Origin of the sequence: Streptomyces sp. NPDC004610, from assembly GCF_040609715.1 — a bacterium.
In the GTDB taxonomy this organism is placed as follows: Bacteria; Actinomycetota; Actinomycetes; order Streptomycetales; family Streptomycetaceae; genus Streptomyces.
Map to the genome: position 1 here is coordinate 112895 of NZ_JBEXLA010000031.1, position 17519 is coordinate 130413.

Here is a 17519-nt window from a genome sequence, read left to right on the forward strand (position 1 = left end):
TCGACGTCAGTCGTGTGGAGATCGTCTGCACAGTCGGTAGGCTGCCTCCCTGTCATGACTCGGCCATGGTCGCCGGGCATGGGTCCGTCACCACTCATCCGCCGGGGACTCCTGTGCCACTCCACGCACGCACCACCCGCTCCGCGAGCCGCCGCACGGCACAGGGCGCGGCCCCCAGGCGCCGGTTGTCGCTGCGGACGATCCTGTTCGCGCTGGCCCTGGCGCCGTGTCTGGCCCTGGTCGCCCTCGGGACCACCAACTCGGCCCAGCACTACGAGGACTGGCGCCGGGTCAAGGAGCGGCACGAGGCGGCGCACCTCTTCAACCAGCCCCTGTTCACCCTCTTCTCCGCCGTACAGGCGGAGCGGCGCCTGACCTCGATCGTGCTGGCGGAACCTCAGGCGGACCGGTCCGACCTGACGCGTCAGCGCGAGCTGACCGACGCGTCCGTCACGGCCCTCGACGCGCTGTCCGATTCCGTGCCGACGGCTCTCGACACGTCGTTCCGGCAGCTCGAAGACGGATACCGGCAACTGCCCACCTACCGCGCCGCCCTGGACGAGGGGTCCGCCGACCCTGAGCAGACGTTCGACGACTACACCGAGATCATCACCTCGGAACTGGAGCTGCTGGAAGGCTTCAGCAATGTGGGCATCGGCGAACAGGCCATCCTCTCCCGCCCGGCGTTCGACGCCCAGTGGGGACTGGAGATGATCGCGCGCGAGGACGCGATCATCGCCTCCGGCGCGGCCGGCGGCCGGCTCACCGGTGGACAGCGCTTCCAGCTCGCCGGCGCGATCGGCGCCCAGAAGCACATCTACGACGACAAGGTCGTGCCCCAACTGCCCGGCCCGCGTGCCGAGGCGTATGACAAAGTACGCAACGGTGCCGACTGGGAGCAGAAGGTCGACATCGAGACGGACCTGCTCAGCACCGAGGACGCGGACCAGTCGGGCCGCACCCCCGTGTCCGCCTCGGTCGGCGAGGAGTGGCAGCTCGTCCTCAGCGAGATCGAACCTCAGCTGGAGAAGGCCGGCTACGCCCACGCCGCGGACATCGACGCCAGCACCGACGCCCAACTCGACAGCCTGATGACGAAGGTGATCGTCAACGCCGCCGTGGGCGTGGCCGCCGTCCTGCTGATGCTCGTGTTCACACTGCGCCTCACCGGCATCCTGCGCCGCCGCATCTTCGCCCTGCGCTCCGAGGCCCTGGAACTCCAGACCCGGCTGCCCGGCCTGGTGGAGCGACTGCGCCAGGGCGAGAAGGTCGACACCGACGCCGAACTGCCCGAGGTCCGCCACGGCCACGACGAACTCGGCCAGCTCGGCCAGGCCCTCAACCAGGCCCGCGCCACCTCCCTGGAGATCGCCGTACGGGAGGTCGAGCTGTACCGCGGCTTCGAGCGGCTGCTGCAACGCATCGCCAGGCGCACCCAGTTGCTCATCGGCATGCAGCTCAAGCGTCTCGGCGAGATGCAGCGCCGGCACGAGGACCCCGCGGTCCTCGAAGGGCTCTTCGACCTCGATCATCTGGCGGCCCGGCTGCGCCGCTACGAGGAGAACCTCGTCATCCTCGGCAACGGACAGCCGCAGCGCCGCTGGCGCAGGCCCGTCCTCCTGCTGGACATCCTGCGCTCGGCGCAGGGCGAGGTGCAGGACTACCGCCGCATCCGGATCGACACCGACGGCGAGGCATGGCTGTCCGAGCGCGCCGTCGGCCCGCTGGCGCACGTCCTGGCGGAGCTGATGGAGAACGCGGTGTCCTTCTCCAAGCCGCCGACACCGGTCGAGGTACGGGCGTCCCAGGTGGGCCGCGGCGTCGCGATCGAGATCGAGGACCGCGGCATGGGCATGGACCCCGGGCAGTACGCAGAGGCCAACGCGCTGATGGCCGACCCGCCCCGGATGGATGTGATGTCCCGCGCCGACGACGCCCGGCTGGGCATGTACGTCGTGGCCCGGCTCGCCGCCAACCTGGGCCTTGAGGTGGAGTTCCAGCGCTCGTCCTTCGGGGGCACCCGGGTGGTCGTCCTGGTGCCCGGGGAGCTGATCACCGACGGCGGCCCGCTGTCCGACGAGATCCCGCCCGGCGCCGCCGCGGCCTTCCCCGACCAGCTCGCCCTGCACGGCACCGCCGCTCAGCCGGCCGATCCCGCCGATCCCCGGTGGCAGCGGCCCCGCGACCGGGAACCCCTCACCCGCCCCCTCGTCGGAGCCTGGGTCGATCCACCGGCCCGCCCCACCCCGCCCCCGCCCACGGCACAGGACCCTCAGCCACTGCCCCGGCGGGTACGACAGGCCAGTCTCGCCACCGAACTCCGTCAGCCTCCCCCCGCCCACCCCGAGACACCGCGCACGGACCCGGCCACCACCGCTGCGCTGCCCCGCCGGACCGGCGTCCGCTCCGGCGCCACCCTCGGGGCCTTCCAGCGCCAGTCCCGCGCGGCCCGGCTCAGGCCCGCCCCCGATTCCCGACCCAACCACCCCGCACCGGGCCCCGACGGGACCCGGAAGGAAGACGAACGATGACTCTGCGAACCACCGCCACCAACTCCGACCTCGACTGGCTGCTCGACCGACTGGTCGACCAGGTTCCGGGCACCCGGAACGCCGTGGTGCTGTCCGACGACGGGCTCGTCGTCAGCCAGTCCGCCGGCATCACCCGGGTCGACGCCGAACGCCTGGCCGCCATCGCCACCGGTCAGCAGAGCCTGGCCCGCGGCATCGGCGAGGTGTTCGGCGGTGGCGCGGTCCACCAGGTCATCGTCGAACTGGACGCGCTGTGGCTGTTCATCAGCTCCGCCGGACGGGGCACCCATCTCGCCGTCGTCGCCGACCAGGAGGTGGACGCCGAGGTGATGGCCGTGGCGATGGACACCCTCGTCCAGCAGGTGGGCCGGCATCTGGGCACCGAGGCGCGGATCGCCCAGGGATATGCGCGGGAGCCGGGGGAGGCGTGAGTGAGGCACTGGGCCGACGCGGCGGCGGACGACGATGACGCGGAGGAGAGCCTGGTCAGGCCCTACACCATCACCCAGGGGCGGACGGCCTCGGCGCGGGACGACCTCACTCTCATCACCGTGATCGCCACCGTCGCCGGGCCCGGCGACCCACAGGCCGACCGCGGTCTGCAACCCGAGCACCGGCTGATCCTCCGGCAGTGCCGCACCCCCGTCGCACTCGCCGAGGTCTCCGCTCTCCTCAGACAGCCCATCGCGGTCACGAAGATCCTCGTCGACGATCTGCTCGGCCTCGGACGCGTCGTGGTCCGGCCGCCGCTCACGGTCGTGATGGGCGAGGAACCCGACATGATTCTTCTGCAGGCGGTGAAGGATGCCCTACTCAGACTCTGACGACCCGCGGCCCCGGGTACCCCTCGCGGACCCGGGCACGATCGCGGCACCCGCCGCCGTGAAGATCCTCATCGCGGGCGGTTTCGGCGTCGGCAAGACCACGATGGTCGGGGCCGTCAGCGAGATCCCGCCCCTGAACACGGAGGAGCGGCTGACCGTCGCCGGCCTCGGCGTGGACGACCTGGACGGCGTGGAGGACAAGACCACCACGACCGTGGCACTGGACTTCGGCCGGATCACGGTCACCTCCGATCTCGTGCTGTATCTCTTCGGCACCCCCGGTCAGGAACGCTTCTGGTTCATGTGGAACGACCTGGTGCAGGGCGCCCTCGGCGCGATCGTCCTCGCCGACACCCGGCGGCTGGCGAGCAGCTTCGCGTCGATCGACTTCTTCGAGAGCCGCCGCGTCCCGTTCGTGGTCGGTGTCAACTGCTTCCACGGACTCCAGGACCGCACCGTGCCCGAGGTCAGGGAGGCACTCGACCTCGACCCGCACGTCCCCGTCGTCATGGGCGATCTGCGGGACCGGCGGGTGAGCCGGGACCTGCTGCTCGCCCTGGTCAGCCGGCTGATGGCGGGTCGCGCGCCGCTCCCGGCCCGCCGCTGACGCCCTGCCGGTGCCGTCGGCGCCGTTTGACCTTGACACGGTGACAAGGTCTTCACTGCTGTCCAGGAGGTGGTCCCGATGACCATGACGACACAGACAGCTGTGGCGCGAGCGCTCCAGGGGCTGGAGGACAGCCGTGCGTCGGTGCGGCTGCGGGCCGCGCTGGCGGTCGGCACGGCACCCGACCCCCGTTTCGTCGCCAAGCTCGTCGAGCGGTGCGCGATCGAGCCCGAGTTCTTCGTCCGGGACATGCTCACCTGGGCACTCACCCGCCACCCGGTGACCATGACGCTCCCCGAAGTGCTCCGCGAGGTCCGCTCGGAGCGTGCCCAGGCACGCGGTCAGGCACTGCACACCCTGTCCAAGATCGGGGACCGGCGGGCGTGGCCGGCGATCACCCGGGCGCTGCTGTCCGACCCCGACGACGAGGTGGCGCGGAGCGCCTGGCGGGCGGCGGTCGTGCTCGTGCCGGACGGCGAGGAGGACGCCCTGGCGGCGGAGCTGGCGACGCAGCTCGGACGCGGCGAGCGGGAGACACGGCTGAGCCTCAGCCAGGCGCTGGTCGCCCTGGGTGAGCGGATCGCACCGGTCCTGGAGACGGCGACGGCCTCCCCCGAGCCGCGTGTCCGCGCGCACGCCCTCGCCACCCAGCGGCTGCTGCGCGACCCGGACGCCGGGTTCGAGCCGGCGATCGAGGAGGCCAAGCGCGTCGTGGCGCTCGCCGGGGCGCCCACGGCGGACCATGATGAGACCCGTGCTGATCGGTGAGGTGGAGAGACGGTCCGGGGTGAGCGCCCGTATGCTCCGGCACTACGAGTCGCTCGGCCTGGTGCGGCCCTCGGGCCGTACGGGCTCCGGCTATCGGGAGTACTCCGCGCGGGACATCCGGCGCATCTTCCATATCGAGAGCCTGCGGTCGCTGGGCCTGTCGCTGCGGGAGATCGGGCGGGCGCTCGACGACCCCGGCTTCACGCCCTCGGCACTCGTGGACGACCTCATCCGCCAGACCCGCGCCCGCATCGCCGCCGAGACCGAGCTGCTCACCCGGCTCCGCCGGATCGACGCCGCGGACCCCACCGACTGGCAGGACGTCCTCCAGGTCGTCGCGCTCCTCCAGGCCCTGGGTTCACCGAACGCCGACGCCCGCCAGCGCGCGGCCCTCGCCGCGGGCGACGGAGCGCCGGTGGAGGCCCTGGTCGAGGCGGCCCTCAGCGAGGCGGACGCGAACGTCGCCGGGGCCCTGCGCTGGGCGTTGGCGCGAGCGGGCGAGGGCGGCCCGGCGCTGCTGGCGGAGGGGCTCGGCTCACCGGTGGCCGCGGTACGCGAGCGGGCCGTTCAGTCCCTCGCCGAACTGCCCGGCGACGAGGCGACCGCGCATCTGCGGGAGGCCCTCACCCACCCCGACGCCGTGGTCCGCGGGTATGCGGCACTGGCTCTGGGGACGCGCGGAGCGGCCGAAGCGGTCCCGGTGCTCCTCGACATGATCGTGGCGGGCACGAACGACACCGACGCGGCCGACGCGCTGGGCGAGTTGGTGAGCGACACGGCGACGGCCGACCGGATCGCGACCGCCATGGTCCGCCTCCTCACCGACGACACCACTCAGGCACCCGCGCGCGGACGGCTGACCCAGGCACTCGCGGACATCCCGGGGCCGACGGCGTCACAGGCACTCAGTGACCTGTCCGACGACGAGGACCGAGCCGTCGCCCTGACCGCCGCGTACCTGCTGCAACTGCGCGCTGTGCGCTGAGGGATCGGCGGAGGGAAGGCATCGGCCGCCCTGTCCCGCGCCCCGGTCAGTTCTTGACCGCTTCCGCGATCCGCCGGGCGGCCTGGGCGGGGGTGAGGTGCGTGGTGTCGACGACCTCGGCCTCGGCGTGCAGCCAGGTACGGGCCGCCTCGGCGTAGGGCTCAAGGTACTGGAGCCGGAAGGGGGAGTCGGGGCCGAGCACCGTGTCGCCCGCGATACGGGCGCGGAGGGTGTCCTGGTCGGCGTGGAGGACGAAGTGCCGGACGGGGATGTCATGCCGGGCGAGGCCCGAGCTGATCTCGCGCCAGTACTCCTCGACCAGGACGGTCATGGGCATCACCAGGGTGCCGCCGGTGTAGTCGAGGACATGCCGGGCGGTCTCGACCACGAGGGGCCGCCATGGCGGCCAGTGCTGGAAGTTGCCCGTCGCGGGCAGCCCCGGCGTGATGTCCATGAGCGTCTCGCCGACCTTCTCGGCGTCGAACACCCTTGAATCCGGGATCAGTTGCCGCACCAGCGCACTGGTCGTCGTCTTGCCCGCGCCGTGCGTGCCGTTGAGCCATACGATCATGGGACTCGACGCTAGCAACACGGGGGGCCGGGGGACCAGGCACGCCGGCCCCCCGGACCCACCGCTACGACTGCCCTCCGGGCCTCACTTCAGGTGCCGGGCGAAGAAGCGGTTCCCGTCGTCCACCTCGAACCACGGGGTGCCGGTGTGACCGCCCAGATTGGCGTGCAGGGTCTTCTCCCTGCTGCCGAAGGCGTCGAACAGGTCCAGCGCGCGCCCACGGGGATTGCCCTCGTCGTCCCACTGGAGCAGGAACAGCAACGGGACGCCGACCTGCCGGGCCTCCGCCCGCTGGGCGCGGGGCACATAACCCCCGGCGAAGAACCCGGCGGCCACGATGCGCGGCTCGGTCACCGCGAGGCGGATACCGAGGGCGGTCCACCCCGAGTACCCGACCGGGCCGCCGATCTCGGGCCGGGCGAGGAGGGCGTCCAGGGTGGTCCGCCACTCCGGGACCGCCCCTTCGACCAGCGGGCCGACGAAGGACTCGAAGATGTCATCCACCGGCTCGCCCGCCTGCATCGCCCGGCGCAGTTCGGCGCGGGTCCGCTCGTCGGCGGCGGAACGGGGCCGGTCACCGCACCCGGCGGCGTCGATGGACGCCACCGCGAAGCCGTACGCCGCGCAGTGCCGGGCACGGGCCACCAGCCGGGGCTGGGACTTGGGCAGGCCGTTGTTGTGGGCCATGAGGATCAGCGGGGCGGGCGCGGTGGAGTCGGGTGTCCACAGGGTGCCGGGGATCTCACCGAGGGTGAATTCACGTTCGAGGACACCGGCGTCGAGGTGCTGTTCTGCGGTGAAGCGCATGGTCGTGCCTTTCGGAAGTGCGCTGGAACGGCGCTCCCGGACGACGACCTATCGCCCGACCGTGACCCCGAGGGAGAGCACCCATGTCGATACTGCGTTCACGGGTACCACCTCCTCGTTCTCTCGCACGGCCTCCGGAAAGCTAGCAGTGCCCCACCGCCGTCCGCCAGGCATTTTCCCCGCACGGCCAAGCCCAGCCCCGGTCTGAGGCGAGGTCAGACCCTCCAGGCCCGCAGCGCCTCGGCGACCGTGTAGACGCTCAGCCGGGTGTCGCGCACCTTGCGCACCAGGTCGGACAGCGCGCCGTACGGCGGGTCGATGCCCTCGCCGGACTGGTCCATGTACTGGGCGGCGACGAACGCGGCGAAGAGACCGTTGCGGTGGGGGAGGGGTTCGAGGCGGACGATGCTGTGCAGGAGCGCCGCCGCGCGCCAGGCGGGATCGGGGTCGGAGGCGTGCAGGGTCGGCATCCGGGTCCTGTGCCGGGCGACGGCGGCCACCAGCGCCGAGTAGTCGGAGACCGTCACGTCGTCCTGCCCGAGGGCGGCTTCCTGGACATCGAGCAGCCAGGAGACATCGATGTGCAGGGCCATCAGGCCGCCGCGGCGCTGCCGCGCCCGGACGGGGGGACCTCCTCGGGGAACGCCTCGTCGAACTCGCCGCGCAGCCGGTCGGCCCAGGCGGCGGCCCCGGCGACGAACTGCTTGCGGTGGCTCTCCCGTACGCCGAGGTCGTGCAGATACTGCTTGAGGCTCTTGCCCTCCGCCGCGGCGGAGGCGCGGACGCCCTCCATCTCCTCGTCGGAGAAGGACACGTTCAGTGATGGCATGCCGGGGATGGTACCTGATTGGTGCCAGGAGTGTCATGGCCGGGCAGCGGCGGCCGGGGGCGCACGCCGGGCCGTCCGCGGGCTTGAGGCCGCCGGACTCGGCGATCCGGCCGCCCGCGCCCCCCGACCTCGTCCGCGCTCAGTCCCCCGCCCACTTCGGCCAGTGCTCCAGCGCGGCGTCGACCCGGTCCGTCAGCGACGGCAGTGTGCGGCCCGCCGCGATATGGCCGTCGACCAGCCGATTCAGCATGTCCACGTTGCGTTGGACATCGGTTTCCGGTGAGTCGATCAGGGCCAAGCACTCCTCGGCCGCGTCCCGGGTGTCGGTCAGCAGGGTGGTCCATGCCTCGCCGAGGCCGGGGTCGGGTACGCCCAGGTGCTCCTGGGCGGTGGCGGCGTCCTCGGCGAGACCGGCGCAGAGGGGGCGCAGGACGTCACCGTCGATGGTGTCCGTCCCGGCGTCCGCAGCCTCCGTCAGCCATGTTCCGAACGCGGAGTACCGCCCGGCCAGGGCGGACATGTCGTCCTGGCCGGAGGTCGTGAACCAGGCCAGCATCTGGAAGCTTCGTACTCTCTCGTCCGTGTCGGCGGGTGGCGGACTGGTGGGAATCGCCAGGGCGCCGCGCGACTCCGACACCGAACGCACGGCGACGACGGACGACACGACCGCCATGAGCGCGACGACACCCACGGCGATCCCGATCGGCCAGGACCGCCGCACCACCTGCTCCCGGGGCTGGAACGCGGCATCGGCTTCGCCCCGTGGACGACGCCGCTCGGCGCGAGGGAGCAGGGTCAGGGGCGTGGCGATCAGTGCGGCGGCGAACATGACCGCCGTGGAGGAATGGAACTGGAGCTGGGTCAGCGGCCAGGCGCCGTCGGGGACCCAGTGGCAGGTCTCGCCCATGACCCGCAGCGGGCCGAGACAGCCGTCGGCGGACAGGAGCAGGAACTGCCCCGCCAGTGCGACGACCTGGGCGACACCCGCGGCGGTGAGGGCGCGGGGCAGCCGGTCGGCGCGGGCGGTGAGGGCGACAACGGCCGCCGTGCCGGCCACGGCGGCGCCCAGGGCGACGGTCCGCCACCACAGGTAGACGAGCCCGAAAGCCCCACCCCGCTCACCCACCGGGGGCCGCCAGGGGTGGATCCAGGCCATCGCCAACGCCACCGCGGCGACCCCGAGGACACCCCCGGCGAGACCGGCCAGCACCGTCGACGGCAGTCCCCGCCTGCGCGCCCGCAGCAGCAGCAGTACCGCCGGATAGGCCCAGAGCACCACGGCGCCGGCCGCGGTGGAGGCATCCGTGCCCAGGACGCTAGCGCCGGCGAGGACCGAGCCGACCCAGGGCAGCACCGACGCGTAATGCCCGTCCTCCTCCCAGGGGCCGGGGAAGTAGTCTCGTACGTGCTGGTCCAGGCCGCCCGCCTCGGACAGACTGCCGGCCAGCCTCAGCTGGCCCTCGTCCAGCCACCAGCCGAGACCGCCCGCCGCCACCACCCAGCCCGCGGCCACCGCCACGAGGACCGCCCCGCGCAACGCGGGGAGTGTGCCCGGTGTGTGCCGCAGGCGCAGCCACGCGCACTGGGCCAGCCAGCAGAGGCAGACCACCGCGCCCAGCAGCGGGTAGAGCAGGGGGCGCGGATCCGCGGGCCACCACGTGCTGAGCAGGAAGTCACCGGACAGCAACTCCCCGCAGACCAGGCCCAGTCCGAGCAGCAGGCCCGCCCGCAGACCCGAGGGACCCCGCAGGCCGCGGTACGCGGCGTACAGAGCCGCCCGCCAGACCGAGACCGTCAGCAGCGCGGCGGCCAGACCCCCGACCAGCCAGGCGGCCCAGGTGTCGTCCCAGCCGTTGCCCACCGCGTCCGCGGTGAGCAGGGTCGCCACGCCGAGCAGGAAGAACGGCGGGTCCGTGAGCGCGAAGAGCCGCTCGGGATCGTCCAGTACGCGACGCCGCTCCTCCCAGGAGGGGTGACTGCGCCACAGCGCCGAGACGCCACGCGCCGGGCGGCCCCGTGCCGTGACGCGCTCCGCCCGGCCCCGCCAGACGCCCGGATCGGCGCCGAGGGCCACGGCCCACCGGTCGGCGTACAGCTCACGGTGGCGCAGGGTGTCGGCACGGGCCAGGACGACCAGGAGGAACAGGAACGCCGCGACGGCGATCTCCCTGACGATGATCGGCCGGGCGGCCGGCCAGAAGACGGAGTCGACGCCCACGAACCAGCCCAACTGCGCCGCGACGAGACTCCCGCCGTAGAAGAGGGTGAACGGCAGCGCGGCCAGCACCAGAAACGTCCGCCACAGCGCCGTCACGGCATACGCGATATCCACGTCCCGGTGACGCAGATGGGCGAACTCGTGCAGGACGACGGCCTGGAAGCGGGCCGGGTCGGAGCGGCGGGCGTGCAGCAGGCCGTTGTTGACACTGAGGACGCGTCCGCCCGTATGGCCGAAGACCACCGCACCGGCGTCGAGGGCGGTCAGATCGACCACGACGGCGGGCAGGGTCCGCAGCCCCGCGCTCCAGGCCAGCCGGGCGATCTCGGCGTGGATCTCACCCCGGGGATCACGCTCGTGCAGGGGCACCAGCCCGCGCCGCCGCCGCTTCCAGCGCGGCAGCAGCAGATAGACCGCCGCGGCCACCAGCAGCACGGCCCCACTGCCGACCGGGCCGTACCACTCCGCCGGTACGGAGGCGCCCTCGGCGCACTTGTTGATGGCCTCCGACTGGGCGAGGCTCCGCGTCACGGTGTCGAGGAAATCGCCGCCCGGATCGAACCCCGCCGCGAACTGGCACAGGAAGGTGATGTCCTCGCTGGGTGCGGGCCGCAGGAGGTCGCCCAGCATGTCCAGGGTGGCCGCCATCATCACCACGACCAGGATCAGGAAGCGCAGGGTGGTTCCGGCGGGCAGCGCGCCCGGGTCGGGGGCCGGCGGGGCCGGGGCCCGGGGGAGTGAGGGGAGCCCTGGGGTGTTCCCGTCGCCGCTCATCGTACGGCTCCGTCCTCCCGGCGATCGGCGTCGCCGTCACCGCCGTCGGTGTCCGGGCCGTCGCCGGGTCCGTCCGGCCCACCGGCTCGGTCCGGCGCTCCGGGTGGCACGGACAGCCCGTCCGCCGCCCCCGCCAACGCCAGCCGCGCGACGACGCTGTCCGCGAGGCCGCCCGCGTCCGCCTCGGAGAGCCCGCGCCGGACGGCCTCCTCCCGTACCCGCCGCCGCACGGCGGCCAGTTGCCCGCGGTCGAGGTCGGGCACCTCGGGCGGGGTGATCGCACGGCGGGCGGACGGGCGCAGCCGCCCGAGGGCGGACGTGGCCCGGGTCATCAGCCGCCCGGTCCCGTCCGCGACGGCGGCACGGCACGCCTCGTCGACGAGGAGCAGCACCAGGGGAGTGAGTACGGTCGCGAGGTCGTCCAGGCCGAATCCCAGCGGGTCGGCCCGCCCACCGGAGGCCGCCTGCCGCATCCGCCGCACCACCAGGCCGTAGTCCAGTCCGACCAGGTCCTCCACCAACTGCCGTTCGTGCGGCGCCTGTTGGTCGATGACGTCCCGCACCACATCGAGCACGCTCGCCCGCATGCGCTCACAGCCTCCCCGTCGGACCGCTCCTGCACGGCCCTCTCAGAGTGCAGCAGCGGGAACGCCCGGGGACAGACCACATTTGCCCATTCGCACTCGCCCATCCGCACTCATGGCGGGCCACCGGAGTCACCGAGATCCCTTGAGCCGACGGCGTCCTCGCCGCACGCACCCCACACCCGTCCAGATCGCATCCATGATCAACGCGAACGTCCAGAACTTCCCGATCGTGACCAGCGCGTCCAGCACGGCGGAGTCGCGATCGGAGCCGCGCATCAGGACGTCGAGGAAGTCGCCGGTGGCCAGGTCGTGCAGCCAGGACGCGCCCAAGAGGAGCAGGGCGAGCTGGACCGCGGCGAACAGGGCGGCCCGGCGGGCGAGTTGCCGGAGGGGGTGGCTGCCCTGCGCGCCGGAAGCGGGCTCGGGGGCGGGGTCGGGGTCGGGCTTGGGTCCTGGGCCGGGGTCAGCTTGAGGTCCGGGGTCGGGCCGGGGTTTCCGTGCCGTTGCGGAGGCCGGTGTTTCGGGTACGTCGGTCACGCCCACCCTCCCCACCGCGTGGGGCATGATCACGGCTCCGGCCAGCAGCAGGGCGGCGATGCTCAGACAGGAGACGGTCCAGTCGGCCGTGTCGTAGAGGGCGCCGCCCAGCAGGGAACCGATCAGCGCGCCCAGCAGCCCGGCCGATTCGTAGACGCCCATGCCGCGCCCGACCCGGTCGCCGGACGCCTCCGTGATCACCGCCTGCTGGACGGGGATGACGGCTGCCCAGGCGAGTCCGCTGAGGATCCACAGCACGGCGATCACATAGGGGTTCGGCGCCCAGGCGAGGTTGGCGGCGAAGGCCGCGCTGGCGAGCGAGGCGTAGGTGAGGACCCGTCTCCGGCCGAACCGTACGACCCAGGTGTGCAGCCGCTCGGCGGCGACGCTCATCGCGATGGCGCCGGGCAGGAAGACATAGGCCACACCCAGGGCGTCGAGTCCGAAGGTGCGCTGGAGGTGGAGGAGCAGCAGAAGGGAGAGGGTGGCCTCCGCCGTCATGGTGAGCACGACGGCGACGAGCATGGGCCGCAGCCGACGGCCCACGGATCCGAGCCCGGTGACGTCATGCCCGTCACGCCCGCGCCTCCCGCCCGGCCGCTCCTGGCGCGGCGCCGACAGCAGTGCCCCGGCCGCCAGCGCGCACGCCGCGGCGCAGGCCCAGAAGACACCGTCGTAGCCGATCGGGCCGATCAGGGTGAGCCCGGCGAAGAAGGCGACCCAGGTGCCTGTCTCCTGTGCGGAGAACAGTCTGGCGAAGGCCGCGGAGTCGTCGGTCAGGCGTTCGCCGACGAGGGCGCGGAGCGCGACCCAGAGCAGGGCGCCCCCGGCCCCGCCGACCATCGCGGCGGCATAGGCGCCCGCCGCCCCCGGGGTCACCGCGTAACCGGCCGCAGACACCCCGTACAGCAGGGCGCCGACCGCGGCGACGGAGCGGCGTTCGCGGGTGTCGGCCAGGATGCCCGCGAGGGGGCGGGCGACGACCGAGACGGCCATCTCCACGGCGAGCAGGACGCCGACCTCGGTGGGGCTCAGTCCCAGGGCGGCACCGGCCCAGAGGGGGAGGAGGAAGTCCAGCAGTTCGTTGGGGCCGTTGGTGAGCGTGGCGGCGCGGAGGGCTCGTTCGGCGCGGCGGCGGCGTGCGAGGGCCTCGGGTGGTGTGTCGACGACACCAGGGGTGGCGGGGGTGGTGTTGTCGATGGGCTCCTCCAGACCTAAAACTCCGAACACTGTTCAAGATAATTCCGAACGGTAGTCGGAGTTAGGGTGTGCGCACAACCGGGTGGCGGCACGCTGAGGAAGAGGCAGGTCCGGGCATGGTGGAGCGGGACACGTCCGGGGACGCGCGGGCGCGTGCGCTGGCGCTGCTCTGGGACCAGGACCGGCGCGGCGCCAGGGGACCCGCGCGGGGGCTGACGCTGGACCAGATCGTCGGCGCGGCGATCGAGCTGGCGCGGCGGGACGGTACGGCCGCGCTGTCCCTGCGCCGGGTGGCGGGCCACCTCGGAGTCGCCGCCGCCTCCCTCTACACCTATGTCCCGGGCCGGGCCGAGCTGGAGGCGCTGATGATCGACGCCGTGGCCGTCACCGGGCCCCTGCCGCACGAGTGGCCCGGCGACTGGCGGGCGAAGCTGGCGGCCACGGCACACGCCGAGTGGCGGGATCTGCGGGACGACCCCTGGGTCCTCGAACTGGGCGGCGCCGAGCAATTGCCGGGCCCGAACATGATGCGCTGGCTGGACTCCGCCCTGCGCGTCTTCGACGGTGTCGCGCTCGGCGAACCGCAGAAGCTGGCCGCGATCGAGTCCGTCGACGCGTATGTGCGCGGCGCGGCCCGACTCCAGCGGGACGCGACCGGCAAGGCCGGTACAGAGGGCGATGTCGAGGGCGGGGGCGTCGACGCGGCGCGCGAGCGGGACCAGGTCCTCGCCCGGCTGGTCGACTTCAGCCGGTTCCCGGCGCTGGGCCGGGCCCTCGCAGCCGGCGCGGTGCCCTACGCGCGGGGACAGTTCGACTTCGGTTTGCAGCGCCTGCTCGACGGCATCGAGGGACTCATCGGGAAGCCGTAGGGTCGCCGCTCACCGCCCCGCGCCGCCCGCCTCGGCGACCGCCTGCTGCGGCGTCAGGCCCCCGCCCCGGCCGAGGAGCCGCTCCCACTCCGCCGCCTCCAGCCCCGCCCGGATCCGGGCCGTCGCCCGGTCGACATCGCCGCTCTCGGCGGGCGGCAGCGGGGCCCCGGTGGCGCGGCGGGCAGCGGCGGCGGCGCCCAGCAGGAGCGCGGCGGTACGCAGGGCGTCCGGTGTGGCGGTGAGAGTGTGCGCGGCGGCCATGCCCTCCAGGGCGAGAGCGAGGGCGCGCGGGTCACCGGTGGTCAGGGCCGTGGTGTAACCCTGCCGCTGCCGGTCGTGGGCCCCGGCGGCGTCCCCGCGCAGTTCGGCGACGAAGCCCAGTTCCGCGTGGATCAGCGCGTTCGCGCCGTCGAGTCCCACGTCCCGGTGCCACTGGAGGACGGCGTGGAGATGGGTCTCGGCCTCGTCGGGACGGCCCGCCCGGCGGGCGGTGAGCGCCAGACCGAGGCGGGCGTTGATCTCACCGGCCTGGAAGCCGATCTCGACGGCCGCGCGCCGGGCCTGCTCATGATGGGTGTACGAGGCGTCCAGGTCACCGGTGAGCAGCGCCGCCCTGCCGAGCCCGGCGAGCAGATCGACGGCCTGCGGTGACGTCCCGAACCGCCGGGCCACCTCCAGCCCGTCCCGCCACAGCCCCGCCGCACGGACATAGTCGCCGTGGATCTCCGCGAGCGAGGCCCTCGGATACACCGTCCACAGCCCGGCGCAGGCGTCCCCGAGCCCCTCGAACAGCCCGGCCGCGCGTTCCGCGTCCCGCCCGGCGTCCGTGAGCGCGCCCTTGAGCAGCCGCTGCGTCGCACGGTCGGCGAGGGCGGCGGCCTCGCCCCAGGTGTCGCCGCGCCGCCGGAACCCGGTGAGGGCCCGGCCGGTCAGCGCCTCGCCCTCGGTGATGTTCCCGGTACCGGCCAGCGCGTGACCGAGGAACCAGCGTGCCCAGTCCGGGCTCCTGCCGTCCGGCGGAACGCCGGGCCCCGCCGCTGCCGCGCACACCGCCTCGTACGCCGTCACCGCCGCCTCGATACGGGCCGCCCGGTCGGTTCCGTCGCCCGTGAGGACGGTGAGGCCGGTGCGCCAGACACCGACCCGGGCGCGCAGCACCGGGTCCCCGCCGGGCCCGGCGAGCGCGGCGGTCGCCGAACGCAGGCCCTCGCCGAGACGGCCGCGCAGGATCCAGTACCAGGCCAGCGCGTCGACCAGCGGCAGCGCGTCCGGTGGACTCCGGCGTACGGCGGTATCGAGGGCCGTCCGGAGATTGGCGCCGTCGGCGTCGAGCCGGTGCAGCGCGGGCAGTTGGCCGGGGCCGCGCAGCCGGGGCTCGGCGGCGAGGGCCAGATCGAGGTAGTGGGCGAGATGGCGGGCCTGTACGGACGGACGCTCCCCGGCCTCGTCCAGGCGCTGGAGGCAGTACACGGCGACGGACTCCAGCAGCCGGTAGCGGGAGCCGTCGGGCGCGGCGGTGACCAGGGAGCGGTCGATGAGGCGGGCGAGGATCCCGAGGACGTCCTCGGCGGCCACCTCACCGCCCGCGCACACCGCTTCGGCGGCCTCCAGGGTGCAGCCCTCGGCGTGCGCGGCGAGCCGGCGCAGCACCGCCCGCTCCGGCTCGGTCAGCAGCTCCCAGCTCCAGTCGATCATCGCGCGGAGCGTCTGCTGCCGGGCGGGGGCGCCGCGCGTCCCGGCGGTGAGCAGCCGGAAGCGGTCGTCCAGGCGCTCCAGCAGCCGGTGCACCCCGAGGGCGCGCACACGGGTCGCGGCCAGTTCCAGGGCGAGCGGGATGCCGTCCAGGCGGCGGCAGACCGCCTCGGCAGCGGCCCGGTTGGAGTCGTCCAGCACGAAGCCGGGCGCCGCGGCGGCGGCCCGCGCCGCGAACAGTTCCAGGGCACCGGCGGGTGCGAGCGGCGGCACCGACCACAGGGTCTCCCCGGCCAGCGCCAGCGGTTCCTGACTGGTCGTCAGCACGGTCAGCCCCGGCACCGCGCGCAGCAGCAACTCGACCAGGGCGGCGGCCTCGTCCACGACATGCTCGCAGTTGTCGAGCACCAGCAGGAGACGGCGGTCCCCGAGCGCCGTCGCCAGCCGCCCGACGGCCCCGGGGTCGGGCTCACCCGGCGCGCGCTGCCCCCAGGTCCCGTCGTCGCGCAGCCGGAGCGCGAGGGCGGTGATCTCGGCGACGGCGGTGGCTACGGCGGTGGATGCGGCGGTGCCTACGGTGGTGGTTCCGGCCGCAGCGGCGGCGGTGGATACGGCGGCGGTGGATACGGCGGCGGTCCTGGCCACGGCGACGGCGGTGGCTACGGCAGCGGTCCTGCCCACGGCGGCGGTCCCGGGCACAGCGGCGAGCCCGGCCGGGCGCCGGTCGGCCCCGGCCAGCTCCACCAGCCACTCGCCGTCCGGGTACGTCCCGCGCAGTTCCGCCACGACGGCCAGCGCGAGGCGCGTCTTGCCGACGCCGCCGGGGCCGGTGAGCGTGACCAGACGCCGCTCGGCGAGGAGCAGGGCCAGATCCGCGACGGCGTCCTCGCGGCCGACGAGGGGGGTGAGCGGGGGAGCGGGGAGGTTGGTGGGGGTGGTGTTGGACGGGGCGGGCTCCCGCACGGGTGCGGATGGGGGTGGGGGTGGGGATGGGGATGGGGGTGAGGTGCGGGGCTTGGCGGGGGCGTTCAGTGCCGGGTCCTGGCGGAGCATCGCGGTGTGCAGGGCGGCCAGGGCCGGGCTGGGGTCGAGGCCCAGTTCTCAAGGGCTGGGTGGACCGGGTCTGGAACTACGGTTTCGCCTACGGCCGCAGCGCCCCCCGGCTGGCCGGGAAGCGGATGCTGTGGCTGGGCCTGGCGGGCGGCACCGCCGAGCAGTTCGCGCACACCGGCCTGGACCGGGCCATGGACGTCCAACTGCGCGTCGGCATCTCGGAGTTCAGCGGCATCACCGCGTCGGCGGTACGGCTGCTGCACGGCACCGAGATGACCGGTGTCCCCGCCCATCTGCGGCCCGCCAGGGTCCGCGCCACCCTCGCCACCGCCGAAGCGGCCCGCCGGGAGACCCTCGGCGACCGGCCCGCGACCGCCACCCCACCCGCTCACACCGCACCCCAGCTGGAGGTGACGTCATGAACGACGTCCCGACGAACGACGATCCGACGAACGACGTCCCGACCAAGCATCCCCCGACCAACCACGCCCAGACGAACGACGATCCGCACCGCAACACCCCGACCCCCCGCGGCAAGCCGATGCACGACGCCCCGTCCACGGCGAAGCCGCCCCCCCCCATTACCTTCTTGGTGGCCCCGCAATGGGGCGCCCGGCCTCCGGAGTTGGCATGACTCTCTCCCCCTGTCGAGTTGATGGCTTGGGGG

At 73.7% G+C, this 17519-nt stretch carries 17 protein-coding genes; 9 read left to right on the forward strand and 8 right to left on the reverse strand.

The genetic code is table 11. The features are described 5' to 3' along the window. Positions 1-113 precede the first annotated feature (113 nt). The 6 genes from ABZX40_RS29930 (at position 114) to ABZX40_RS29955 (ending at position 5715) form a co-directional block, all read left to right on the forward strand. Positions 114-2531: a nitrate- and nitrite sensing domain-containing protein gene (locus tag ABZX40_RS29930; RefSeq protein ID WP_355744487.1), complete on the forward strand. Its 2418-nt coding sequence runs from the start codon at positions 114-116 to the stop codon at positions 2529-2531. Continuing rightward, positions 2528-2962, forward strand: coding sequence for a roadblock/LC7 domain-containing protein (locus tag ABZX40_RS29935; protein WP_355744484.1), 435 nt, complete (start codon positions 2528-2530; stop codon positions 2960-2962). The genes ABZX40_RS29930 and ABZX40_RS29935 overlap by 4 nt, the downstream gene beginning before the upstream one ends. After that, positions 2963-3355: a DUF742 domain-containing protein gene (locus tag ABZX40_RS29940; RefSeq protein WP_355744481.1), complete on the forward strand. Its 393-nt coding sequence runs from the start codon at positions 2963-2965 to the stop codon at positions 3353-3355. Continuing rightward, positions 3336-3962: an ATP/GTP-binding protein gene (locus ABZX40_RS29945; RefSeq protein WP_355744479.1), complete on the forward strand. Its 627-nt coding sequence runs from the start codon at positions 3336-3338 to the stop codon at positions 3960-3962. Before ABZX40_RS29940 ends, ABZX40_RS29945 begins: the two co-directional genes overlap by 20 nt. Positions 3963-4040: 78 nt before the next feature. Next, the gene (locus ABZX40_RS29950; protein WP_355744476.1) at positions 4041-4730 is read left to right on the forward strand and encodes a HEAT repeat domain-containing protein; all 690 of its coding nucleotides are present in this window, start codon (positions 4041-4043) and stop codon (positions 4728-4730) included. Then, positions 4717-5715: a MerR family transcriptional regulator gene (locus ABZX40_RS29955; protein WP_355744473.1), complete on the forward strand. Its 999-nt coding sequence runs from the start codon at positions 4717-4719 to the stop codon at positions 5713-5715. Before ABZX40_RS29950 ends, ABZX40_RS29955 begins: the two co-directional genes overlap by 14 nt. A 46-nt stretch (positions 5716-5761) precedes the next feature. Here the strand turns inward: ABZX40_RS29955 and ABZX40_RS29960 are convergent, their stop codons facing one another. The 7 genes from ABZX40_RS29960 to ABZX40_RS29990 all read right to left on the reverse strand — a co-directional run bounded on the left by ABZX40_RS29960 (position 5762) and on the right by ABZX40_RS29990 (position 13268). Beyond that, positions 5762-6286, reverse strand: a complete 525-nt coding sequence (locus tag ABZX40_RS29960) for an ATP-binding protein (RefSeq protein ID WP_355744470.1) — start codon at positions 6284-6286, stop codon at positions 5762-5764. An 84-nt stretch (positions 6287-6370) separates the two neighbouring features. After that, positions 6371-7093: an alpha/beta hydrolase gene (locus ABZX40_RS29965; protein ID WP_355744467.1), complete on the reverse strand. Its 723-nt coding sequence runs from the start codon at positions 7091-7093 to the stop codon at positions 6371-6373. A gap of 215 nt (positions 7094-7308) precedes the next feature. Further along, positions 7309-7686 (reverse strand): toxin Doc, encoded by a 378-nt coding sequence (locus ABZX40_RS29970; protein WP_355744464.1) that lies wholly within the window; start codon positions 7684-7686, stop codon positions 7309-7311. Next, positions 7686-7922 (reverse strand): hypothetical protein, encoded by a 237-nt coding sequence (locus ABZX40_RS29975; protein WP_355744462.1) that lies wholly within the window; start codon positions 7920-7922, stop codon positions 7686-7688. The genes ABZX40_RS29970 and ABZX40_RS29975 overlap by 1 nt, the downstream gene beginning before the upstream one ends. A 139-nt stretch (positions 7923-8061) precedes the next feature. Continuing rightward, positions 8062-10914 (reverse strand): M48 family metalloprotease, encoded by a 2853-nt coding sequence (locus ABZX40_RS29980; protein ID WP_355744459.1) that lies wholly within the window; start codon positions 10912-10914, stop codon positions 8062-8064. Continuing rightward, positions 10911-11501 (reverse strand): hypothetical protein, encoded by a 591-nt coding sequence (locus ABZX40_RS29985; protein WP_355744456.1) that lies wholly within the window; start codon positions 11499-11501, stop codon positions 10911-10913. Before ABZX40_RS29985 ends, ABZX40_RS29980 begins: the two co-directional genes overlap by 4 nt. Before the next feature lie 129 nt (positions 11502-11630). After that, the gene (locus tag ABZX40_RS29990; RefSeq protein WP_355744453.1) at positions 11631-13268 is read right to left on the reverse strand and encodes an MFS transporter; all 1638 of its coding nucleotides are present in this window, start codon (positions 13266-13268) and stop codon (positions 11631-11633) included. Between the two features lie 86 nt (positions 13269-13354). On the opposite strand from ABZX40_RS29990, the gene ABZX40_RS29995 reads away from it, so the two are divergent. Continuing rightward, positions 13355-14107 carry a TetR/AcrR family transcriptional regulator gene (locus ABZX40_RS29995; RefSeq protein ID WP_355744450.1) on the forward strand — a complete coding sequence of 251 codons (753 nt, stop codon included), beginning with the start codon at positions 13355-13357 and terminating at the stop codon, positions 14105-14107. Positions 14108-14116: 9 nt separating this feature from the next. Here ABZX40_RS29995 and ABZX40_RS30000 read toward each other — a convergent pair whose 3' ends face one another. Further along, the gene (locus ABZX40_RS30000; RefSeq protein WP_355744447.1) at positions 14117-16762 is read right to left on the reverse strand and encodes an AfsR/SARP family transcriptional regulator; all 2646 of its coding nucleotides are present in this window, start codon (positions 16760-16762) and stop codon (positions 14117-14119) included. Positions 16763-16911: 149 nt separating this feature from the next. Between ABZX40_RS30000 and ABZX40_RS30005 the strand changes: the two genes are divergently transcribed. Then, on the forward strand, positions 16912-17274 hold the full coding sequence (locus ABZX40_RS30005; protein WP_355744444.1) for an NAD(P)H-dependent oxidoreductase: 363 nt from the start codon (positions 16912-16914) through the stop codon (positions 17272-17274). Then, entirely contained in the window at positions 17271-17486 is a 216-nt protein-coding gene (locus ABZX40_RS30010; protein WP_355744441.1) for a hypothetical protein, read from the forward strand. The genes ABZX40_RS30005 and ABZX40_RS30010 overlap by 4 nt, the downstream gene beginning before the upstream one ends. Positions 17487-17519 lie beyond the last annotated feature (33 nt).

Coding starts and splice junctions, on each gene's coding strand:
- ABZX40_RS29935 (WP_355744484.1), top strand. CDS start 2,528: ATGACTCTGCGAACCACCGCCACCAACTCCGACCTCGACTGGCTGCTC.
- ABZX40_RS29945 (WP_355744479.1), top strand. CDS start 3,336: ATGCCCTACTCAGACTCTGACGACCCGCGGCCCCGGGTACCCCTCGCG.
- ABZX40_RS29950 (WP_355744476.1), top strand. CDS start 4,041: ATGACCATGACGACACAGACAGCTGTGGCGCGAGCGCTCCAGGGGCTG.
- ABZX40_RS29960 (WP_355744470.1), bottom strand. CDS start 6,286: ATGATCGTATGGCTCAACGGCACGCACGGCGCGGGCAAGACGACGACC.
- ABZX40_RS29965 (WP_355744467.1), bottom strand. CDS start 7,093: ATGCGCTTCACCGCAGAACAGCACCTCGACGCCGGTGTCCTCGAACGT.
- ABZX40_RS29970 (WP_355744464.1), bottom strand. CDS start 7,686: ATGGCCCTGCACATCGATGTCTCCTGGCTGCTCGATGTCCAGGAAGCC.
- ABZX40_RS29975 (WP_355744462.1), bottom strand. CDS start 7,922: ATGCCATCACTGAACGTGTCCTTCTCCGACGAGGAGATGGAGGGCGTC.
- ABZX40_RS29980 (WP_355744459.1), bottom strand. CDS start 10,914: ATGAGCGGCGACGGGAACACCCCAGGGCTCCCCTCACTCCCCCGGGCC.
- ABZX40_RS29985 (WP_355744456.1), bottom strand. CDS start 11,501: ATGCGGGCGAGCGTGCTCGATGTGGTGCGGGACGTCATCGACCAACAG.
- ABZX40_RS29995 (WP_355744450.1), top strand. CDS start 13,355: ATGGTGGAGCGGGACACGTCCGGGGACGCGCGGGCGCGTGCGCTGGCG.
- ABZX40_RS30010 (WP_355744441.1), top strand. CDS start 17,271: ATGAACGACGTCCCGACGAACGACGATCCGACGAACGACGTCCCGACC.